Genomic DNA, 17,017 nt, shown 5'->3' with positions numbered 1-17,017 from the left:
GGTTTTATTAAAATGAATATGAATCATGCCATGTTAACTGATTTATACGAGTTTTCAATGGCCAACGGTTATTGTGCGACCTTGCCGCATACAGATCAGGCTGTTTTTGATATTTTTTATCGCACGGTTCCGGATCACGGTAGTTTTGTCATCGCCGCTGGGTTGCAACAGGTAGTGGAAGCTTTGCAGGCGTTTCATTTTGACGATGCTGATATCGACTACTTGCGTTCCTTGAATCTTTACTCAGAAACTTTTCTAAATGAGCTTGCGACGATGAAACTTGCTTGCAGGGTGACTGCTTTACCAGAAGGCACGCCGGTTTTTCCACGGGAACCGCTGCTTACTGTAGAAGGGCCACTGATGCAGGTACAATTGCTGGAGACGCTTTTGCTAAATTTGGTGAATCATCAGTCACTGATTGCCACGAAGGCGCGGCGGATTACCGCGGCGGCAGAAGGTCGTCCTGTGATGGAGTTTGGCGCGCGCCGGGCACAAGGCCCAGATGCTTCAGTATATGGCGCGCGGGCAGCTGTCATTGGCGGCTGTGCCAGCACATCGAATGTTTTGGCAGCCCAGCTATTCCATATTCCGGCTGCGGGCACAATGGCACACAGTTGGGTTGAATCGTTTAGTGACGAGCTGACGGCTTTTCGCGCATGGGCTAAGGTGTATCCAGATAATAGTGCCTTGCTGGTCGATACTTATGATGTTCTGAAGTCCGGGGTGCCAAATGCGATCACGATCTTCAAGGAGCTGCGTGCAACAGGGCATCAGCCTGTGGGTATCCGAATTGATTCGGGCGATATCACCCAGTTAGCTAAACAAGCGCGAGTGATGCTGGATGCGGCAGGTTTTCAGGATGCCAAAATCACCGCTTCAAATGCCCTAGATGAAACTGTGATCCAATCGTTGCTAAAAGAGGGAGCACCGATTGACAACTTCGGTATTGGCGAAAAGCTGATCACTAGTGCCTCGTCGCCTGTTTTGAGTGGGGTCTACAAAATGGCGGCTCTGCAAACAGCTGGTCAATGGCAGCCGAAGATCAAAGTCAGCGCTAGTCGCGAAAAGACGACATTGCCAGGCCATAAACAAATTTATCGCTTATACCACCGTGACAGTCATCGTGCTTTTGCCGATATCATTGCTTTGGCAGACGAAATTTTACCGGAAACAATCGCCGCCGTTAATGCTAATCCTTTGGCAACCCAGACACGGGTCACGCTTGCTGATTTCACGGCCAAGCCATTGTTGCAACCGGTGTTCGCACCCGGCCACACTGCTGATGTACCAACTGATGTTTTCGCGATCCAAAAATATACCCGCGAAACTTTAGCGGCCTTGCCAGAAGCCACCCAGCGGCTTGTTAATCCTGATTTTTACCCGGTTTATCTCACGCCGAAGTTGGCTGAGATGCAACAGCAATTGATTGCGGTTCATCATGGAAATTAATGTGACTTGATAGTTAATGAACGAACGTTAAAAAGCACACCTGCTCCAAAACCACCATTCTTGCTGATAACTGGTGGTTCTGAAGCAGGTGTGCTCTTTTTTATCGCAAAAATTAAACTATTTCTGAAAAAAATCTCTGTTTTCCGGCATAAATAGCTAGCTTTACAGAAAACTTACAGAAACAATACAGCCTCTTGCCGCGGTTTTTTACAAATGACCGTTAACCTTAGCATTAAGGTAAGGAGTTGAGAAGAAGTGAGTATTCGATTAGCGAACGTGTCCAAAGATTTTGGCAATACTAAGGTGCTATCCGATGTTTCTGTAGAGATCGAACCCGGTGAGTTTTTCGTCATGGTCGGGCCTTCTGGTTCCGGCAAAAGTACGCTTTTACGAATGATCGCTGGTTTGACCAGCGTAACAGACGGACGTATTTATTTTAATGATCGCGATGTCACGGACTTGCCGCCAAAAGATCGTAAGTTGGCAATGGTCTTTCAGAATTATGCTTTGTTGCCATTTATGAATGTGGCGCAAAATATCAGGTTCGGGCTTGAAAATCAGGACCTGAATGATGATGAAAAAAGCAAGCGAGTCGATTGGGCATTGGATCTGGTGCATCTCAGCGACTTACGGGATCGTAAGCCAAAAGAGTTGTCAGGCGGCCAGCAACAGCGGGTCAGCTTGGCGCGCGCGTTAGCAACCAAGGCGCCGGTCGTGCTGATGGATGAACCACTGTCCAACTTGGATGCGCAGTTGCGTACGGAAATGCGTGAAGAGATTGCGCGACTTCATCGCGAGATTGGGATGACACTGATCTACGTGACGCATGATCAGGTGGAAGCCATGACGATGGGTGATCGGATTCTCGTATTGGACGATGAAAAGATTCAACAACTTGGCACACCCCTAGATCTTTACAATCATCCGGCTAACGAGTTTGTCGCGAAGTTTATTGGCTCACCTGAGATGAATCTCATGCCAATTACCATTAATGACGATGGCGATCGCTTCAGCATCGGCGACACCTTCTGGACTGATAATGCGTTTGTCCTACCATTTGATTTGCCAGCTGGTTCTTACCACCTTGGTATTCGGCCAGAAAAATTGGTGCCAGTGTCCATCGCTAATCCAGATACAATTACGGCAAAGGTGAAAAGCCTGCAACAGCTTGGCAATGACACCTTGATTTTCTGTGACTTTGATGGACAGACATTAGTCAGTCGAGTACCCGAGCAATTTACTATCGCTGTTGGCGCCGACCTGAATCTACTGTTGCCGGCAAATGCTGATGAATGGCATCTTTTTGACAGCAACAATGGGGTGCGAATCACCGCTGCTGCGCCAGCACGGGAGGCGGTTGAATATGGAGCTTAACAAAGAACTCAACAAAACCGCAACTGAATCCAAAAGTAAACTTGCAGCGACGATCAAAGAAAACAATAAACCGGCCTTTTGGTTTTTAATGCCGTCTTTATTGATTTTAACCTTATTCACGTTCTATCCGATGATCATGACCGTTTACAATAGTTTCTTTGCGACCAATATTCGCGGGGAAGCGGCGAAATTCGTTGGTTTGGGGAATTACTTCTCGATTTTTCAAGATCCCTTATTCCTGAAGAGTCTCGCGGGCACCTTAGTCTATGTTGTTGCCTTTGCTGCCATTACGATTGTTGCTGGCGTTGTCTTGGCACGGTTGGCAACCATGAAGCTACGGCGAATCAGTTGGTTCCAAACAGCTTTTGCCGGCACGATGGGAACGAGTGCTGCGGCAGCTTCCATTCTCTGGCTGTTTCTTTTTAACCCGTCTGTTGGTCTTGCTAGCTTTGCTTTGAAAGCAATGGGCATGACGAATGCCAACTTATTGGTTGACCCAACTGGCGCCATGATTGTCATCGTGCTGGCCAGCGTTTGGATGGCGTTGGGGTTTGCCTTCCTGATTTTGCTTAGCGCCTTTCAAAGCGTGCCACCGGAATATTATGAAGTCGCCGACATTGCTGGTTGGTCGCAATACAAACAGACCTTGAAAATCACGGTGCCGATGATTTCGCCGACTTTATTCTTCCTGTTTGTTGTTGAAATTATTGACGGGTTCAAAATGTTCGCGCAGATAGATTTGATTACTGGCGGCGGGCCAAACAATGCTACCAATTTCTTGGCTTATAAGATCTATCAAGACGCGTTTACCTTCCACAACTTTGGGACCGCAAGTGCTGAATCAATTGTGCTGACGGTGATCATTGCCTTAGCAACTTGGATTCAATTTCATTACACGGAACGGAAGGTGTATTACGCATGACCCACATCAAAAATGGTTCGCGGTATCTTTTATTAACCGTGGTTGCAGTGGCATTGTTGTTCCCGATTTTATTAGGTATATGGGCTTCCTTGTTGCCAACTAAAGACATTGCGGCAGGCAACTTCCTGTCGACCAACATTTCACTTAACAATTACTGGCAAGCATTTGTGACCACGCCGATTATCCGCTACATGATCAACTCCTTTGTCACTGCTGGTCTGATTACCATTGGCCAACTGGTGTTGTGTACATTAGCAGCTTATGCGTTTGCGTTCATAAACTTCCGCTATAAAAAGCAATTGTTCTTCGCCTTTTTGGTCACAATGATGTTGCCTTTTGAAGCGCAAATTATTCCAAACTTTCAAACGGTTAAGGCATTTGGCTGGTTGGACAATTATGCTGGCCTAACCATTCCATTCTTCACTTCCGCGTTCGGGGTTTTCATGCTACGCCAGGCTTTTCTTCAGATTCCGGCTGATCTAGTCGATTTTGGCAACTATCTCGGGCTTGGTCGCTTACAGTTTTTGTGGAAAATTGCGGTGCCTTATAGTCGCAGCATGTTAATCACCTTTGCCTTGTACACATTTCTGACTCATTGGAATCAGTATCTGTGGCCGTTGATTACGACCTTCTCCGATGATTTCCGCCCCGTGCAGGTTGGCTTGAAGCAGTTGCAATCTGAAGATACATTTGCCAACTGGGGCATGGTTATGGCAACAGCCATCATTGTGTTGCTGCCAACGCTGGCATTGCTACTGATTGGTCAGAAATTCTTCAAGCGGAATTTGAATGCAGGGGGGACTAAGGGGTGAAAACCACATACAAAAAAATGATCGCAATTGTTGCTGCATTGATCGTCATTTTAGGCCTTGGCTTCTTCTTCACGCACCAACAACATACTGAGGCTGCTGACAATGGCACTGGTCGCACGACTATTACGTTCTGGCATTCAATGAATGGCCCAAATGAACAGGTATTGGAGAACTTGGTTAATCAATTTAATAAAAGCCAGACGAAATATACGATTAAACCAATTTACGTTGGTAGTTATGAACTGTCAATTATGAAATACGCGAATACGGTTGGCAGCAATGTCTCGCCTGATTTAGTTCAAAGCGATCAAGCAAACCAATCCATGATGATTGGTCTAAACGCAACCGTGCCGGTTCAAAAGTTTGTCGACCGTGATCATTACGACTTGAGTCAGCTGTATCCTGGCGTAACTGCCGCTTATAAAATTAACGGGAAGCTTGCCTCCATGCCATTCAACTCTTCAAGTTCGGTGATGTACTACAACGAAAGCTTGTTTAAGAAATACGGCGTTGCAGATTTACCGTTGTCACCAACATACAGTGACGTTACTAAGGCAGCCGTCGCTTTGACCAAAAAGAGTAAAGGTGCCGTCAAAGGCATGACGATGCAAATTTACGGCTGGCTGCCAGAAGAAATGGTGGCTAATCAGAACTCATTGGTTGTTAATCATGACAACGGCCGCAAAGCCATGGCCACTGCAGCAACCCTCAATTCGCCTGAAATGCAAAAGAGCATGACCTGGTTGCAAGACGTTATTAAGCAAAATGCGTTTGAAAACTTTGGCACTGGTTCTGCCGCTGCGAACAACCAAAGTGCAGCATTTTTAGCGCAAAAGGTCGGCATTTTCATGCAAAGCTCAGCAATGTTAGGTCAGCTGCAAAAGAATGCGAAGTTCAAGTATGGTGTAACTTTCACACCACATCCAGATGGCACCAAGGCAAACGGCGTGGCCATTGGTGGTGCTAGCTTGTGGATCACTAAAAATAAGCCTGCCGCTGTTCAAGAAGGCGCTTGGCAATTCATGAAATTTCTAATGACACCGCAGTCTCAAGCCACTTGGCAACTCGGCACTGGCTATTTCGCAGTCAATCAGAAAGCTAACCAAATCCAAACCTTGGCTGCCGCGATCAAAAAGAATCCAGCTTTGGCTGTGCCAATCAAACAACTTAACCAAGGAAATATCAATGCCGCAACGGCCGGCGCCTTCTTCAGCAACATCCAAGAGGAACGCCAAAACGTTGAACTCGCTATGCAACAAATCTACAGCGGTGCCGATGTTAAAAAAGCGCTGAACGAAGCCGAAACTGACACGAATACAGCGATTCAGAAGACAAATGAAGTTAGTGGAAACCTCCTGAATTATAAGCGGTAGCGTGTGAGTCACCACGGTTTCTGCGACTACTAACATGTTTTGGCGGCCCAGATGCAACCAACTACTTAAACCATTTCATTGCCGTTTCAACCTCACCCGCGTATGATCAAGACAGTTTAAAGAACGGTGGTTAGCTCGTCTTTTCAGACTAAGGGAGGCACAACAAATGCCGCAAGTTTACTTCTTATGCACGGGTAATGCCTGCCGAAGCCAAATGGCTGAAGGGTTCGCCAAGAAACTACTCGGTTCTGATTGGCAAATCGCCAGCGCCAGCATTGAAGCACACGGCTTGAATCCGCTCGCTGTGCAAGTCATGGCGGAAAAAGGGATTGATATCTCGCAACAACGATCAAAAGTGATTGATCCGGATTATCTAATGCACGCCGATTTAGTGGTCACTCTCTGCGGAGATGCACGCGATCGTTGTCCGGTCACGCCGCCAAACGTTCAGCACCTGCACTGGCCGTTGCCTGATCCTGCCCAAGCAACAGGTTCAGAAGCTGAGGTGTTGCAAGCGTTTCGCGAGGTCCGTGACGCGATCGAAGCAAAAGTTCGTCAGCTAGAAACGGCGTCTTTTACCAGACAATAGCCTTTTCTGAGGCAAATGAATGAACAAATTGGAGGGTTAACATGACAGTAGCAATTTTTGGGCATCGCGGGTATCCTGCCCGTTTTCCGGAGAATAGTCTACAAGGCTTTGAATACGCCTGTGAACATGGCATCGATGGGATTGAAACCGATGTTCAGATGAGTGCTGATGGCCACCTTGTCATCATGCATGATGAACGCGTCGACCGCACGACTGACGGCAGTGGCTGGATCGCAGATTTGACCCGCACACAACTCAAGGGGATGCGACTCGCCAATGGTGAACATATTCCGTCCCTGCGCGAGGCACTCACCTTGCTCAGTCACTATGACGTCATGGTCAATATTGAGTTCAAAACCGGCAAAATCCGTTATCCGGGTATCGAAGCGTTGACACAAGACTATGTTGAACAATTCAACATGCAGGATCGCGTCATTTATTCCTCCTTCAATCATGACAGCATTAATGTGATCCACACCTTGGCGCCAAAAATGAAAACAGCTTGGCTCACTAGTCGTGTCCTCAGGGGGGCATCACTGCCAGCATACTTAGAAGCCGTACACATCGAACATTACAATTCGCGCCTCAACAAGGCCCAGCGTGTTTGGACCATTGACGATCCTCTGAAAATGAAGAAACTGTTTGCTGCACCTTACGTCACCGGCTTGATTACTAACCGGTTTGAGGAAGCTATGGATATGCGAGCATTGGTAGAACAAGGCAGCGGCGCGACAGTGTGAAGTTAGACGATAGTTGGATTTTTAATTGAAGAATAGCCGCCACGCAAATGAGATTGTCATTGCGTGGCGGCTATTTGTATACCGTGAATTGGGCATATGAGTTAGATCACTAGCAAGGATTTGCCACAAAGCGTTGCACATGAATTGACAATCATGGAAAATGAAGTTATCTAAGCATTAGAAGTGACTATACCGTTGTGCAAACAAATTGAGGAAATAAAGCCATGTCAGTCAATTTTTTCTTTTGATTATCTTTGCATTTATCATGTATTACGTTATTGAAGCTGCAGTGGAAAAGGCTGTGAAACGAGCGATGATTGTAACTAAGATCCAGTCAAAAACAATAGCGGCTGAATATCATGCTGAATAGGCCTATTGAGACAACGCAATCATGATTACTGAAAAAATCAATGAACTTAACAAAATATATCCACATCATGCAGAGACTAAACAACAAATCAGGGCATTACAAGCGTTAGCATCTCAAAACAACGGTATTTCCATATGACAAAAAAATAAACTAACGAGCAGAAGTATCAAGCACGACAAGTATTGAGAACCAAGGTTGAACAGATTAAGCGGGATCCTTCCAACACCACCAATTAAAGGATCGTCTGCCAGACCATGATCGCCGGTTCAAGTCTGAGAGCAGGGCTGAGGTATTTTTGTGAAGGACCCCGCTATATCAAGGATGCTAGAGATAATAGCTAGGCTTTTTTTAACTGATGGCTTACGTTAAAGGAGGAAACAGCAATGAGCGATTTAAGCTTAGGCAGCCGACTTAAGCAACTGCGGAAAGCGCGTGGCATGACGCAATCACAGTTAGCTGACGATTTGTTTGTTTCACGTAAAACAGTATCTAGCTGGGAAACTGGGCGTAACCAGCCAGACTTGCAGACGATTTGTCAATTGGCCAGTTATTATCAGCTGACCGTAGATGACCTCCTTCATCAGCAATCAGTCCCACATGCTGATGATCAACGACCGATCACTTGGCTCGGCCCAGCATTAGCCATCATATTGATGGGGCGGCTTGGATTTGTCGCGCTACCTGAGATGCTGGTGCTTTCCGACGTTGTGGTCATCACGCTGGCGTGGTTACTCGTTAGCTGGTGGCAGCGATACATGCACCTACGAACGATAAGGTGGGCATGCAGTTTATTGGCAGTTACCTTTATCGTTGCTGCAGGGTTGAATTTGTTCAAAATGGACTTTGGTCTGCAGTTAATTTATTTGGCTGCCGCCGTTACATTGCTGATTCCCATAGCGGGCACTGCACTGATCAAAAAGATTCGCAGTCGCCCAACTTAATCTATGCAAGGGGGCTGTTCATATGAAACATAAAGGCATCTGGCTCATCAATGGTTTACTTGCCTTATTTGCAGTGCCAATAGCGGTCATGATTCTCATTCGCCGCGTTGATGGCAGTGGGTACGTTGAAACCGGTCGTTCGCGATTAGCAGCACTCGCTGTCCTTGGTGCAGCTGTTTTAATCGTCATACTGTGCGAACTAATTTATCTGCTGATGGCACATGCTGTAAAAAAAGGCTGATGAAAATTAATAAGTGGTTTGCATACTGAAAAAGTCTTGTATCTTCTCCGGGTTTGAAACTTAAAGCCTACTAGGTACAAGGCGTTTTTTATGGAGACAGCAACCTGCTTCATTTGTTACCAACAAACCAAAACACAAGAATAGAAAACGATCGCATCATACTAGCACAAGACTGGTGATGCGATCGTTTTGACGTTGAATGTGGCGCTGCTCAATTTTTAGGGTTCCTGAACTTGATAATGTTTCAGAAACTTTTTCTTAGAAACGACACGGTGGTTGGTCACATCTAAGAAGTCGCCTGGATAACCTATTGCATACATACCATAGCCAGCAAATCCGCCGCCAATTGTTCCCACAGCGCCTATTTTCAAATTTGTCGCCAATGAAGGATTCAAGCCACTCATTAAAATCCGAAGATGATCGTCTAGCCAATATAGATAATTTTCGTCAAAAGCCTCTTTGACCCAGTCAGGACGCGCACCAGTTTTGTTGATCTCCCAAACGTCAACTGGATTGCCTTTGTATAAGGCTTTCAGGGTAATGCCTTCTTTCACCTCAAACATTGAAAGTGATGATGATAGTGAGATAGCGTAATAGTTCAGTCTTTATACCCCTAGAATTTGATAATGTTTCAAAAATCTTTCTTTCGATACTACGCGCTGGTTAGTTGCATCCAAAAAATCGCCCACGTAGCCATATGCGTAGACACCAAGTGCGTCAACGCCACCACCAATCGTGCCACCTTCGCCCATCTTTAGCTTTTTAACCACTGGTGGCCTTAATGCGGTCATGAGAATACGGACGCGATTATCTAACCAATAAATATTGTTCTTTGATAAAGCTTCTTCTATCCAGTCGGGCCGCTCACCGGTTTTGCTGATCTCCCAAACGTAGGCAGGGCGCCCTTTGTATAAGGCTTTCATGGTCATACCTTCTTCCAACTCAAACATTGAGAGTGATGAACTGCAGTTAAGAAAGCGGATACATTTCAAACTCGACCGAATTGTAAACCCGGATGGTAGTCGTAGTCAAACAAATGAGCAACGATTCACAATGATTTTTTGATGAGTTATGTTGAGAAAAATACCATGAGGAGTGGGTGGCGTAAGATACAAAATGTTGGAAGACTAACTGATCTAGAGTTTGACGATTTCATCCCGAACAACTTCAGCAAACGAACCATCCCAAATACCTTCGTGATGCGCGATGATTTGCTGTGCTGAAAGATCGGGCGTATCGAAGGTCGAATTCAAGCCATGGATCGTCGCCGCCTTGAAGCCGAGATCATGGTCGACGCGGATCGCGGTATCGATACAGTACTCCGTTTGCAGACCGGCGACTTCAATGGTTTGCACGTGCAAGCCGTGTAAGGTGGCAGCCAAACCGGTTTGGAAAAAGGAATCAGAATGATACTTTAGAATGACCCGATCAGATGGTGCACGATGTAGCTGTGTATCGAGTTGCCAATCATGGCCGTTATATGGCATGCTCTCATCAGTATGTTGCATAAAAATAATTGGATGATCAGCAGCGTGATAAGCGTCTATACGCTGATTGATATTTGCTAACAGTTGCTTGTAATGGTGGGCGGCGCTTAACCCATACTGAACATCAATCACGACAAGTCCATCTTTTAACATAGCAATTTCCTCATTTCATCGGGACTTTATTGATGCGCTAATTATACGCTGTGATCTAGTTAGATCAATGACACAATTAAAAATTTCTTGATCGTTCATGATAGGAGGATTTCATGAAACTAGAACCGATTGATCGATGGCGATCGGCGACAACTAAATTATTTAAAGAGCTCTGGGGCAGCGATGATATGGTTCTGAGTGGGGTCGTGTATCATCTGAATGAACTTCCGGGATTTGTGGCGATTGATGAGCAAAACATCTTAGGTATGATCACCTATCTCGATCGAGGAAACACGCTTGAGGTCATTTCTCTAGACAGTTTGCGTGCGAATCAAGGTATTGGATCCGCTTTACTTCAAAAAGTTGAAACGACTGCGGTACTCAGCCACAAAACAGGTGTTGAGTTAATCACAACAAACGATAATCTGCATGCATTAGGATTTTATCAACGGCGCGGGTATCGGCTGACGCAGCTTTTCCTCGAAGCGGTCGATCAATCTCGAAAAGTAAAACCACAAATTCCTGCGGTTGCTGATAATGGGATTCCGATTCGTGATGAACTACGATTGTTGAAAAATTTATTGGCTAGGGGTGAGGACATGAGAGCGGATGGATAATCAACTGGCGCAAGCATGCCCAGTCCGTCAATTCACAAGGGCCAATGTTTCACGGGAAACATTGGCCCTTGTGAAGCCCCATGTCTGAAGTACAGACTGGGGCAGACGATGTGTGCCGGATAACCAAAAAGCATTGCCCAAGCCGTTAGTTGCGACAAAATGGGATGCTGGCAAGTATTCGCCGGCATCCCATTTTGTTTTTCTTATTTTTTGTCTGGTGCGGGGGTGGTCAGTGATGCCTATGCGTGCACGTCAGCATGTGATTCTTTTCGCATCAACACTGCGGCCGCCAAACTGCCAATTAATATCACGACAAGCGCTGCAATCAATACTGCAGCCATGCCGTTGTCGTAGGCGTGCACCACAACGCTTTGTAATTTCTGGGCGAATGGTGTTTCTGTTAGACGTTTTGACCATGCGATTGTGTGCCCTGAGAATGGACCTGCCTTAATGAGGGCAGCGTGAATACCGGTTGTCATTTGACTCGGCATCCCCACGGTGTGAATATGCGTATTCAGATAGTTTTCGTATTGGGTTGCCTGCATTAAACCAAAGCCAACGACGCCAATCACGATCCCGAGTTGACGGAAAATATTCAATAAGCCCGAGGCCATCCCCATTTGTTGCGGGGCGACGCCTTCCATTCCAACCGTGTTGATCAATGGGCTAACGATCCCGTTAGTGAATCCAATCATGAGCATGCCAGGCATCAGATCCATAAAACTGACCCGTGGTCCCATCGCATTCAACATGACCAAAAAACCGCATGCGCCAACTAATAATGATGCGCTGATCATACGTTTTTTTGAGAATCGCGTACCAAGATAACCACTTATCGGGCCAAGGACTAATGACCAGCCACTGATCGTTAGTTGCCGAACACCGGTCTGGAGTGCGGAGTAGCCAATGTAGTTTTGCATCAACGCTGTCAAGAAGGTATTGAAAGAGTAAAGACTTGCGCCGAGTGCAAAAGCCACAAATATGGTGCCGACAAAGTGACGCTGTTTGAAGAAGTTAAGACTCATCATGGGCTGTTGGACTCTGCTTTCGGTCCAGATGAAAAGTGCTATCAAAATGAAACCCGCAATGATCCAACCACCGATCCGGATGTCCATCCATGACCAGTGGGGATGTCCCTCCTTGATAATCAAACCGTAAATTAAAGAAAAAAGACCGAGACCGGAAAAAAGCATGCCAGCAAAATCAATGTGTTCGTGTTGACCATAACTTGGTGTTTCATTAACAAACGTCAGCGTCATGATGACAGCGACAATACCGACAGGCACATTGACATAAAAGATAGACGGCCACCCGAAATTTTCGACTAGGAAACCGCCAATTAGTGGACCCGATGCGGTGGACATACCAATAACGGAGCCAAGGATACCAAGGGCAACACCTCGTTTATTGCCTGAAAAGTTCGAGGCGACGAGCGCCATGGAGAGTGAATTCATCCCGGCGCCGCCAATAGCCTGAATGCCTCGGCCAATATCCAAGACGATTAGGCTACTGGCCATACCATTAACCGCCGAAGCCAGCACGAACAAAATCAATGAACCAAGGAATACTTTTTTGCGCCCGTACATGTCACCGAGTTTAGACATGATTAACAATGACACGGCATAAACGAGCGTGTAGGCGTTGAGCACCCACTGGAGATTCGTGAAGTTCGTGTTGAAGTCGTTAACCATCGTGGGTAACGCCACATTGACAACAGTGACGTCAAGTAATCCCATAAAGACACCCATGCTCATCGCGGTCAATGCCAGCCACTGATGTCTCTTCGGTGTCGTGGTCAAAGTTGCATTAGGCATGATGCATGCCTCCTTCAGTGGTTTGCTGTTGCAAAATGCGAGTGCGTGTTTGTGCTACCCACTGTTTTTTCGTCTGGCAAAGTGCAATGTTTAGTTCAAGGGTGTTGATCGTACTCTTGAGCAACGCGGGATCGCTTTTCCCCGGTTTGGTGTGTTGCTGCAAATGTTTTTGTAGGGTCGTGTACACATTCAAGTCTTGGTCATTGACGTTTTCATACTCAGTTAGAATCTGCAACTGTTCCGCAAAGTCGACAGCGGCCAACGACCGAAATTTGAATAGGTAAACTGATTCTCGTTTTGCATCCACTGGTACTGGAGCAGCCATTAGTGCATAGAAATGTTTCTGACCAATGTCTGTAATGTGAGCGACTTTCTCATGACGAGGACTGTTTTCAGCCAACGACATGGTGATGTATCCTTTGTGCTGTAACTGTTGCAACACTGGATACATCACCCCATTGGAAATCTCGCGGCGGGGAACGAGATTACTGCCAAGAACTTGACGCAGTTTATAGCCAGACATGTCACGCGACATGAGTGCTCCTAAAATTGATAACTCGTACATCATGACCTCCATATGTCGAAACGACACATAGTAGTATAGGTCGTGACGACATATTTTGCAATTAAAAATATTACCGTTTTTGCTAGCTTCCGAATCAGTTATGGAGCACGAAATTAAAAACTTCGACAATGGCTACTGACAACATGCTTGTTTGTAATGAATGGCGGAGGTCACAGAATGGCAGACAAGAAAAGACGCGTCAGGCAACTAACGACAATGTGACAAACCGTGTGTAGATCGCATATTGTAAAGGTGCATGTGGCATCTCTTTTCAGAGTCAATCAGAGTCCTCAAAACTAACACTTGCATTTTTTAGTCAAAATACTATGCTTTCAACTAAACCTCTGAAGGGTGGCATGACCATGACAACAACGAACAATGAAGAAATTCGACCAATCACGCCTGCCGATGATGCACAGGTGGCTGCGTTGATTCGCGAATGCTTGAAGGCGGCCGACCTAGATAAGCCTGGCACTGTCTATTTTGACACAGGACTTGATCATCTAAGCGAATTCTATGCCGCCAAGCCCAATCGCCAATACTTTGTTGCAGAACGCGAGGGTCAAATTCTTGGCGGTGTTGGTATTGCGGAATATGATCCTGCCCATAAGGTGGCTGAACTCCAGAAGTTTTATGTCCATGGCAAGCTTCAAGGCCATGGGCTAGGCAAACGCTTGTTGCGCCATGCACTGGCATATGCCCAGCAAGTCGGGTATCAATCAGTTTATCTCGAAACTTACCACACACTGGCGACAGCAGTGCATGTGTATCAGGAGTTTGGGTTCAATGAGTTGCCTGGACCACTGATCACAGCGCAGCATAGTTTGATGGATCAGTTTTTGGTTAAGAAGTTCATTTAAGAAAACTTCAGTGATTTTTATTCCCTTGCTTTTTAGTTCCTCAATAAAACTGGTGACTTACCATAGTCTTAGAAATTTCGGAGTCATTGTTTTTATTGTCATAACGACCATACTCATATCTAATATGCTGTACATGTACACGTTTTCATGAATATGAAGACGTGTTTTTTATGCAAAATGAATAAAACGCTTGCAAGAGTGATAAATGCCTTTTATATTTAACTTGTTCACAGAGGTACCCTGTGATACACACTTGTTCTATGATGTTCGTAAACTGACAGAAAGATGGTGGAAAAATGAAGATTGATATTGATAAAACTTCCATGATTCCAGTTTACGAACAAATTGCAAACAGTTTACGTGACATGATGTACGGTGGCAGTTTGCAAGATGGTGATCGCTTAGATTCGGAACAAAAGATGTGTCGAAATCTTAGTGTTAGTCGTGGAACAGTTAGGAAGGCCATTGATATTCTTTTGAAAGAAGGCATGGTCAAAAAGATTCATGGAAAAGGGACATTTGTTAGCAATCCAAATGTTGAGTACTCATTGAATGATCAGCTGATGTCTTTTGCAGAGTCGCTTGATAATCAACATCTGAGTTACACAACTCAAGTGATTCAGCAGGAATTACGACCAGCCAACGCAAAAATTGCTGATATGTTGAAAATTCCTGTTGGGAGTCAGTATTTGTATTTAGAACGACTTCGATCAGTTGCCGATGACAAACTGATGTTAATCGAAAACAGAATTAATATCACACTTTGTCCAGGAATTGAGAAAGTGAATTTCAACAATATTAGTCTTTTTAACAAAATTGAGGAGTTGGCAGATCGCAAAATAAGTTTTGCGCGTAGCACGTATGAAGCACTTACGATTGGGACTGAACGAGGTAAGATCCTAGAACTTCCTCCTTCCACGCCCGCCTTGAAAATGCAGCAGGCAGTGTATCTGTCTGAAAAAGAACCAGTTGAATACGGTTCTGTCTGGCTTAAAGGCAATAAGTACTTCCTAACAACAACTTTACAAAGACGATAGGAGGAATAGAAAGAATGCCATTAGTAAATGGATTTGACCTAATTGATATTATTAAGGACCGTCATGTTGTCGCGGGAGCTTTTAACACAACTAATTTAGAAACTACCATGGGGATTCTTCGTGCGGTAGAAAAAAGCGGTATACCTGCTTTCATTCAAATTGCCCCGACAAATATCCCTGTTTCTGGATATGGTTTTATCAAAGACATGGTTGATCGTTTCGCCAAAGAAATGGATACGCCAATTGCGCTTCATTTGGATCATGGAAAGACTTTTGATTCTGTGCGACAAGCCGCCCGTGCCGGATTTACATCCGTGATGACAGATAATGCTAAATACGATTATGAGGAAAATATTCAACACACGTACGAAGCAGTTCAATTTGCTCGAGGTTACGGTATTCCTGTTGAAGCCGAACTGGGTGCGATAGCGGGTAAAGAAGATGATGATGTCACTGAAGGGCACAATAAAACAAATCCAGAACAAGTTGTTGATTTTGTTGAACGTACTGGTGTAAATCTTTTAGCTGTCGCTGTTGGTAATGTTCATGGATTAAATCTTGACCCCAACATTGATTTCCCACTTCTGAAAAAAATTCATGCTATCTGCCCGGTTCCATTAGTCCTCCATGGAGCTTCAGGTATCCCAGATGACCAAATTGCCCAGATGGTCGACAATGGTGTTGTTAAGATCAACGTCGCAAGCGATTTGAGACGGGCATTTATTCAATCTGCTGGTAAAGACTATCAGGAGGATCCAGATCGGTTTGATCTTGTCAACGTATCGCTTGACGCGGAAAAGGCAATTGAAGATGTTGTTTATCACAAAATTCATGTGATGAATAGCAATTCACCAACTGCTGTACGATAGGAGGCATTCCAATGAGCAACCTGACTTCAAAGGAGATTGTGTTTGGGTCTTCTTTTGTTAAACGGTTTTCGAAAGCGGTTACATTTAGCGAAGCAGTAGATCAATTATCCGTGAATTTACTGAATCAAAATCTTGTTACTGCAGATTATCCACAAGCAGTGAAGGATAGGGAGAAAAAATATCCTACTGGATTGCCAACAAGTCCAATAGGTGTAGCGATTCCTCACACAGATCCTCAATTCGTCAAGAAAAATGCAGTTTCTGTTGGTGTTCTAGAAGAGCCAATTGAGATGGTGGTTATGGGGACGAGTGATGAGCCAGTTTCAGTATCAATTATTTTCTTACTATCACTTGCACAATCGAATAAACAACTCAATATTTTAAAAAGAATTATGAGTGTTGTTCAGGATCAGAACGAACTGAGAAGGTTTATCAGTGCTACGAATGAAGAAATCGCGATAGACGTGCAAAAAGCAATTTTGGAGGGATTAGAATGACTAGTTCAGGAAAGAAAAAGACAATTTTATTTGTTTGTGCGACAGGTATTGCGACATCAACGGTTGTTGCAGAGAAGACAATGGAGTTCTTACATGACCATGGTTTAGATGCCAACTATACACAAACAAACGTGGCTTCGTTACCAGAATATGATCAAAAAGATGCCGACCTTATTGTTGCAACAACTAATGTACCGTATGAAACAGAAATTCCAGTTATACGGGCGTTGCCGTTAATTACCGGTATTGGCGCAGATAAGGTGCTTGAAGATATCAAAAAACACATTGAAGAGTAGGAGGAAATAGC

At 45.0% G+C, this 17,017-nt stretch carries 20 protein-coding genes; 15 read left to right on the top strand and 5 right to left on the bottom strand.

Annotated elements, in window-relative coordinates; all coding sequences use genetic code 11:
- Positions 1 to 12: 12 nt before the first annotated feature.
- From ACWPAB_RS04955 to ACWPAB_RS04915, 9 genes are all read left to right on the top strand, one after another.
- Complete coding sequence (locus ACWPAB_RS04955; RefSeq protein WP_003585925.1) at positions 13 to 1,449, top strand: nicotinate phosphoribosyltransferase; 1,437 nt, start codon at positions 13 to 15, stop codon at positions 1,447 to 1,449.
- Between the two features lie 255 nt (positions 1,450 to 1,704).
- Positions 1,705 to 2,823, top strand: coding sequence for an ABC transporter ATP-binding protein (locus ACWPAB_RS04950; RefSeq protein WP_003581443.1), 1,119 nt, complete (start codon positions 1,705 to 1,707; stop codon positions 2,821 to 2,823).
- Complete coding sequence (locus tag ACWPAB_RS04945; RefSeq protein ID WP_003568108.1) at positions 2,813 to 3,745, top strand: carbohydrate ABC transporter permease; 933 nt, start codon at positions 2,813 to 2,815, stop codon at positions 3,743 to 3,745. The genes ACWPAB_RS04950 and ACWPAB_RS04945 overlap by 11 nt, the downstream gene beginning before the upstream one ends.
- Positions 3,742 to 4,557 (top strand): carbohydrate ABC transporter permease, encoded by an 816-nt coding sequence (locus ACWPAB_RS04940; protein WP_003568106.1) that lies wholly within the window; start codon positions 3,742 to 3,744, stop codon positions 4,555 to 4,557. The genes ACWPAB_RS04945 and ACWPAB_RS04940 overlap by 4 nt, the downstream gene beginning before the upstream one ends.
- A complete protein-coding gene (locus tag ACWPAB_RS04935) occupies positions 4,554 to 5,930 on the top strand; it encodes an ABC transporter substrate-binding protein (protein ID WP_003568103.1) in 1,377 nt (458 codons plus the stop codon). The genes ACWPAB_RS04940 and ACWPAB_RS04935 overlap by 4 nt, the downstream gene beginning before the upstream one ends.
- A 166-nt stretch (positions 5,931 to 6,096) precedes the next feature.
- Positions 6,097 to 6,519, top strand: a complete 423-nt coding sequence (arsC, locus tag ACWPAB_RS04930) for an arsenate reductase (thioredoxin) (protein ID WP_016381796.1) — start codon at positions 6,097 to 6,099, stop codon at positions 6,517 to 6,519.
- A gap of 41 nt (positions 6,520 to 6,560) precedes the next feature.
- On the top strand, positions 6,561 to 7,259 hold the full coding sequence (locus ACWPAB_RS04925; protein WP_003576827.1) for a glycerophosphodiester phosphodiesterase family protein: 699 nt from the start codon (positions 6,561 to 6,563) through the stop codon (positions 7,257 to 7,259).
- A gap of 753 nt (positions 7,260 to 8,012) precedes the next feature.
- Positions 8,013 to 8,570: a helix-turn-helix transcriptional regulator gene (locus ACWPAB_RS04920; RefSeq protein WP_003585919.1), complete on the top strand. Its 558-nt coding sequence runs from the start codon at positions 8,013 to 8,015 to the stop codon at positions 8,568 to 8,570.
- A gap of 22 nt (positions 8,571 to 8,592) precedes the next feature.
- Positions 8,593 to 8,811, top strand: coding sequence for a DUF3923 family protein (locus ACWPAB_RS04915; RefSeq protein WP_003568094.1), 219 nt, complete (start codon positions 8,593 to 8,595; stop codon positions 8,809 to 8,811).
- Positions 8,812 to 9,029: 218 nt separating this feature from the next.
- Here ACWPAB_RS04915 and ACWPAB_RS04910 read toward each other — a convergent pair whose 3' ends face one another.
- From ACWPAB_RS04910 to ACWPAB_RS04900, 3 genes are all read right to left on the bottom strand, one after another.
- A complete protein-coding gene (locus ACWPAB_RS04910; protein ID WP_016384193.1) occupies positions 9,030 to 9,347 on the bottom strand; it encodes a hypothetical protein in 318 nt (105 codons plus the stop codon).
- Positions 9,348 to 9,416: 69 nt separating this feature from the next.
- Positions 9,417 to 9,734, bottom strand: a complete 318-nt coding sequence (locus tag ACWPAB_RS04905; protein ID WP_003581431.1) for a hypothetical protein — start codon at positions 9,732 to 9,734, stop codon at positions 9,417 to 9,419.
- 213 nt (positions 9,735 to 9,947) lie between these two features.
- Entirely contained in the window at positions 9,948 to 10,451 is a 504-nt protein-coding gene (locus ACWPAB_RS04900; protein WP_003585912.1) for an isochorismatase family protein, read from the bottom strand.
- 113 nt (positions 10,452 to 10,564) lie between these two features.
- Here ACWPAB_RS04900 and ACWPAB_RS04895 point away from each other — a divergent pair, with 113 nt between their 5' ends.
- Entirely contained in the window at positions 10,565 to 11,068 is a 504-nt protein-coding gene (locus ACWPAB_RS04895) for a GNAT family N-acetyltransferase (protein ID WP_003585909.1), read from the top strand.
- Between the two features lie 239 nt (positions 11,069 to 11,307).
- On the opposite strand, the gene ACWPAB_RS04890 is transcribed toward ACWPAB_RS04895, so the two are convergent.
- Positions 11,308 to 12,882, bottom strand: coding sequence for an MFS transporter (locus tag ACWPAB_RS04890; RefSeq protein WP_003585907.1), 1,575 nt, complete (start codon positions 12,880 to 12,882; stop codon positions 11,308 to 11,310).
- Positions 12,875 to 13,447: a PadR family transcriptional regulator gene (locus ACWPAB_RS04885; protein ID WP_003585905.1), complete on the bottom strand. Its 573-nt coding sequence runs from the start codon at positions 13,445 to 13,447 to the stop codon at positions 12,875 to 12,877. The genes ACWPAB_RS04890 and ACWPAB_RS04885 overlap by 8 nt, the downstream gene beginning before the upstream one ends.
- Before the next feature lie 362 nt (positions 13,448 to 13,809).
- Here ACWPAB_RS04885 and ACWPAB_RS04880 point away from each other — a divergent pair, with 362 nt between their 5' ends.
- The 5 genes from ACWPAB_RS04880 (at position 13,810) to ACWPAB_RS04860 (ending at position 17,006) form a co-directional block, all read left to right on the top strand.
- Complete coding sequence (locus tag ACWPAB_RS04880; RefSeq protein ID WP_003585903.1) at positions 13,810 to 14,307, top strand: GNAT family N-acetyltransferase; 498 nt, start codon at positions 13,810 to 13,812, stop codon at positions 14,305 to 14,307.
- Between the two features lie 296 nt (positions 14,308 to 14,603).
- A complete protein-coding gene (locus ACWPAB_RS04875) occupies positions 14,604 to 15,344 on the top strand; it encodes a GntR family transcriptional regulator (protein ID WP_003576803.1) in 741 nt (246 codons plus the stop codon).
- A gap of 14 nt (positions 15,345 to 15,358) precedes the next feature.
- A complete protein-coding gene (locus tag ACWPAB_RS04870; protein ID WP_003585900.1) occupies positions 15,359 to 16,213 on the top strand; it encodes a class II aldolase in 855 nt (284 codons plus the stop codon).
- 11 nt (positions 16,214 to 16,224) lie between these two features.
- A complete protein-coding gene (locus ACWPAB_RS04865; protein ID WP_016380901.1) occupies positions 16,225 to 16,710 on the top strand; it encodes a PTS sugar transporter subunit IIA in 486 nt (161 codons plus the stop codon).
- Positions 16,707 to 17,006 (top strand): PTS sugar transporter subunit IIB, encoded by a 300-nt coding sequence (locus ACWPAB_RS04860; protein ID WP_003576797.1) that lies wholly within the window; start codon positions 16,707 to 16,709, stop codon positions 17,004 to 17,006. The genes ACWPAB_RS04865 and ACWPAB_RS04860 overlap by 4 nt, the downstream gene beginning before the upstream one ends.
- The last annotated feature ends 11 nt before the right edge of the window (positions 17,007 to 17,017 follow it).

Source organism: Lacticaseibacillus sp. 30, from assembly GCF_053819265.1.
Note: the sequence above shows the minus strand (reverse complement) of the source record. Positions and strands in the feature narration are given on the sequence as shown.

Bases quoted from the DNA above. Each gene is read 5' to 3' on its own strand.
- ACWPAB_RS04955 (WP_003585925.1), top strand. From the start codon at position 13: ATGAATATGAATCATGCCATGTTAACTGATTTATACGAGTTTTCAATG.
- ACWPAB_RS04945 (WP_003568108.1), top strand. From the start codon at position 2,813: ATGGAGCTTAACAAAGAACTCAACAAAACCGCAACTGAATCCAAAAGT.
- ACWPAB_RS04940 (WP_003568106.1), top strand. From the start codon at position 3,742: ATGACCCACATCAAAAATGGTTCGCGGTATCTTTTATTAACCGTGGTT.
- arsC (WP_016381796.1), top strand. From the start codon at position 6,097: ATGCCGCAAGTTTACTTCTTATGCACGGGTAATGCCTGCCGAAGCCAA.
- ACWPAB_RS04925 (WP_003576827.1), top strand. From the start codon at position 6,561: ATGACAGTAGCAATTTTTGGGCATCGCGGGTATCCTGCCCGTTTTCCG.
- ACWPAB_RS04920 (WP_003585919.1), top strand. From the start codon at position 8,013: ATGAGCGATTTAAGCTTAGGCAGCCGACTTAAGCAACTGCGGAAAGCG.
- ACWPAB_RS04915 (WP_003568094.1), top strand. From the start codon at position 8,593: ATGAAACATAAAGGCATCTGGCTCATCAATGGTTTACTTGCCTTATTT.
- ACWPAB_RS04905 (WP_003581431.1), bottom strand. From the start codon at position 9,734: ATGAAAGCCTTATACAAAGGGCGCCCTGCCTACGTTTGGGAGATCAGC.
- ACWPAB_RS04900 (WP_003585912.1), bottom strand. From the start codon at position 10,451: ATGTTAAAAGATGGACTTGTCGTGATTGATGTTCAGTATGGGTTAAGC.
- ACWPAB_RS04895 (WP_003585909.1), top strand. From the start codon at position 10,565: ATGAAACTAGAACCGATTGATCGATGGCGATCGGCGACAACTAAATTA.
- ACWPAB_RS04890 (WP_003585907.1), bottom strand. From the start codon at position 12,882: ATGCCTAATGCAACTTTGACCACGACACCGAAGAGACATCAGTGGCTG.
- ACWPAB_RS04885 (WP_003585905.1), bottom strand. From the start codon at position 13,447: ATGTACGAGTTATCAATTTTAGGAGCACTCATGTCGCGTGACATGTCT.
- ACWPAB_RS04880 (WP_003585903.1), top strand. From the start codon at position 13,810: ATGACAACAACGAACAATGAAGAAATTCGACCAATCACGCCTGCCGAT.
- ACWPAB_RS04875 (WP_003576803.1), top strand. From the start codon at position 14,604: ATGAAGATTGATATTGATAAAACTTCCATGATTCCAGTTTACGAACAA.
- ACWPAB_RS04870 (WP_003585900.1), top strand. From the start codon at position 15,359: ATGCCATTAGTAAATGGATTTGACCTAATTGATATTATTAAGGACCGT.
- ACWPAB_RS04865 (WP_016380901.1), top strand. From the start codon at position 16,225: ATGAGCAACCTGACTTCAAAGGAGATTGTGTTTGGGTCTTCTTTTGTT.
- ACWPAB_RS04860 (WP_003576797.1), top strand. From the start codon at position 16,707: ATGACTAGTTCAGGAAAGAAAAAGACAATTTTATTTGTTTGTGCGACA.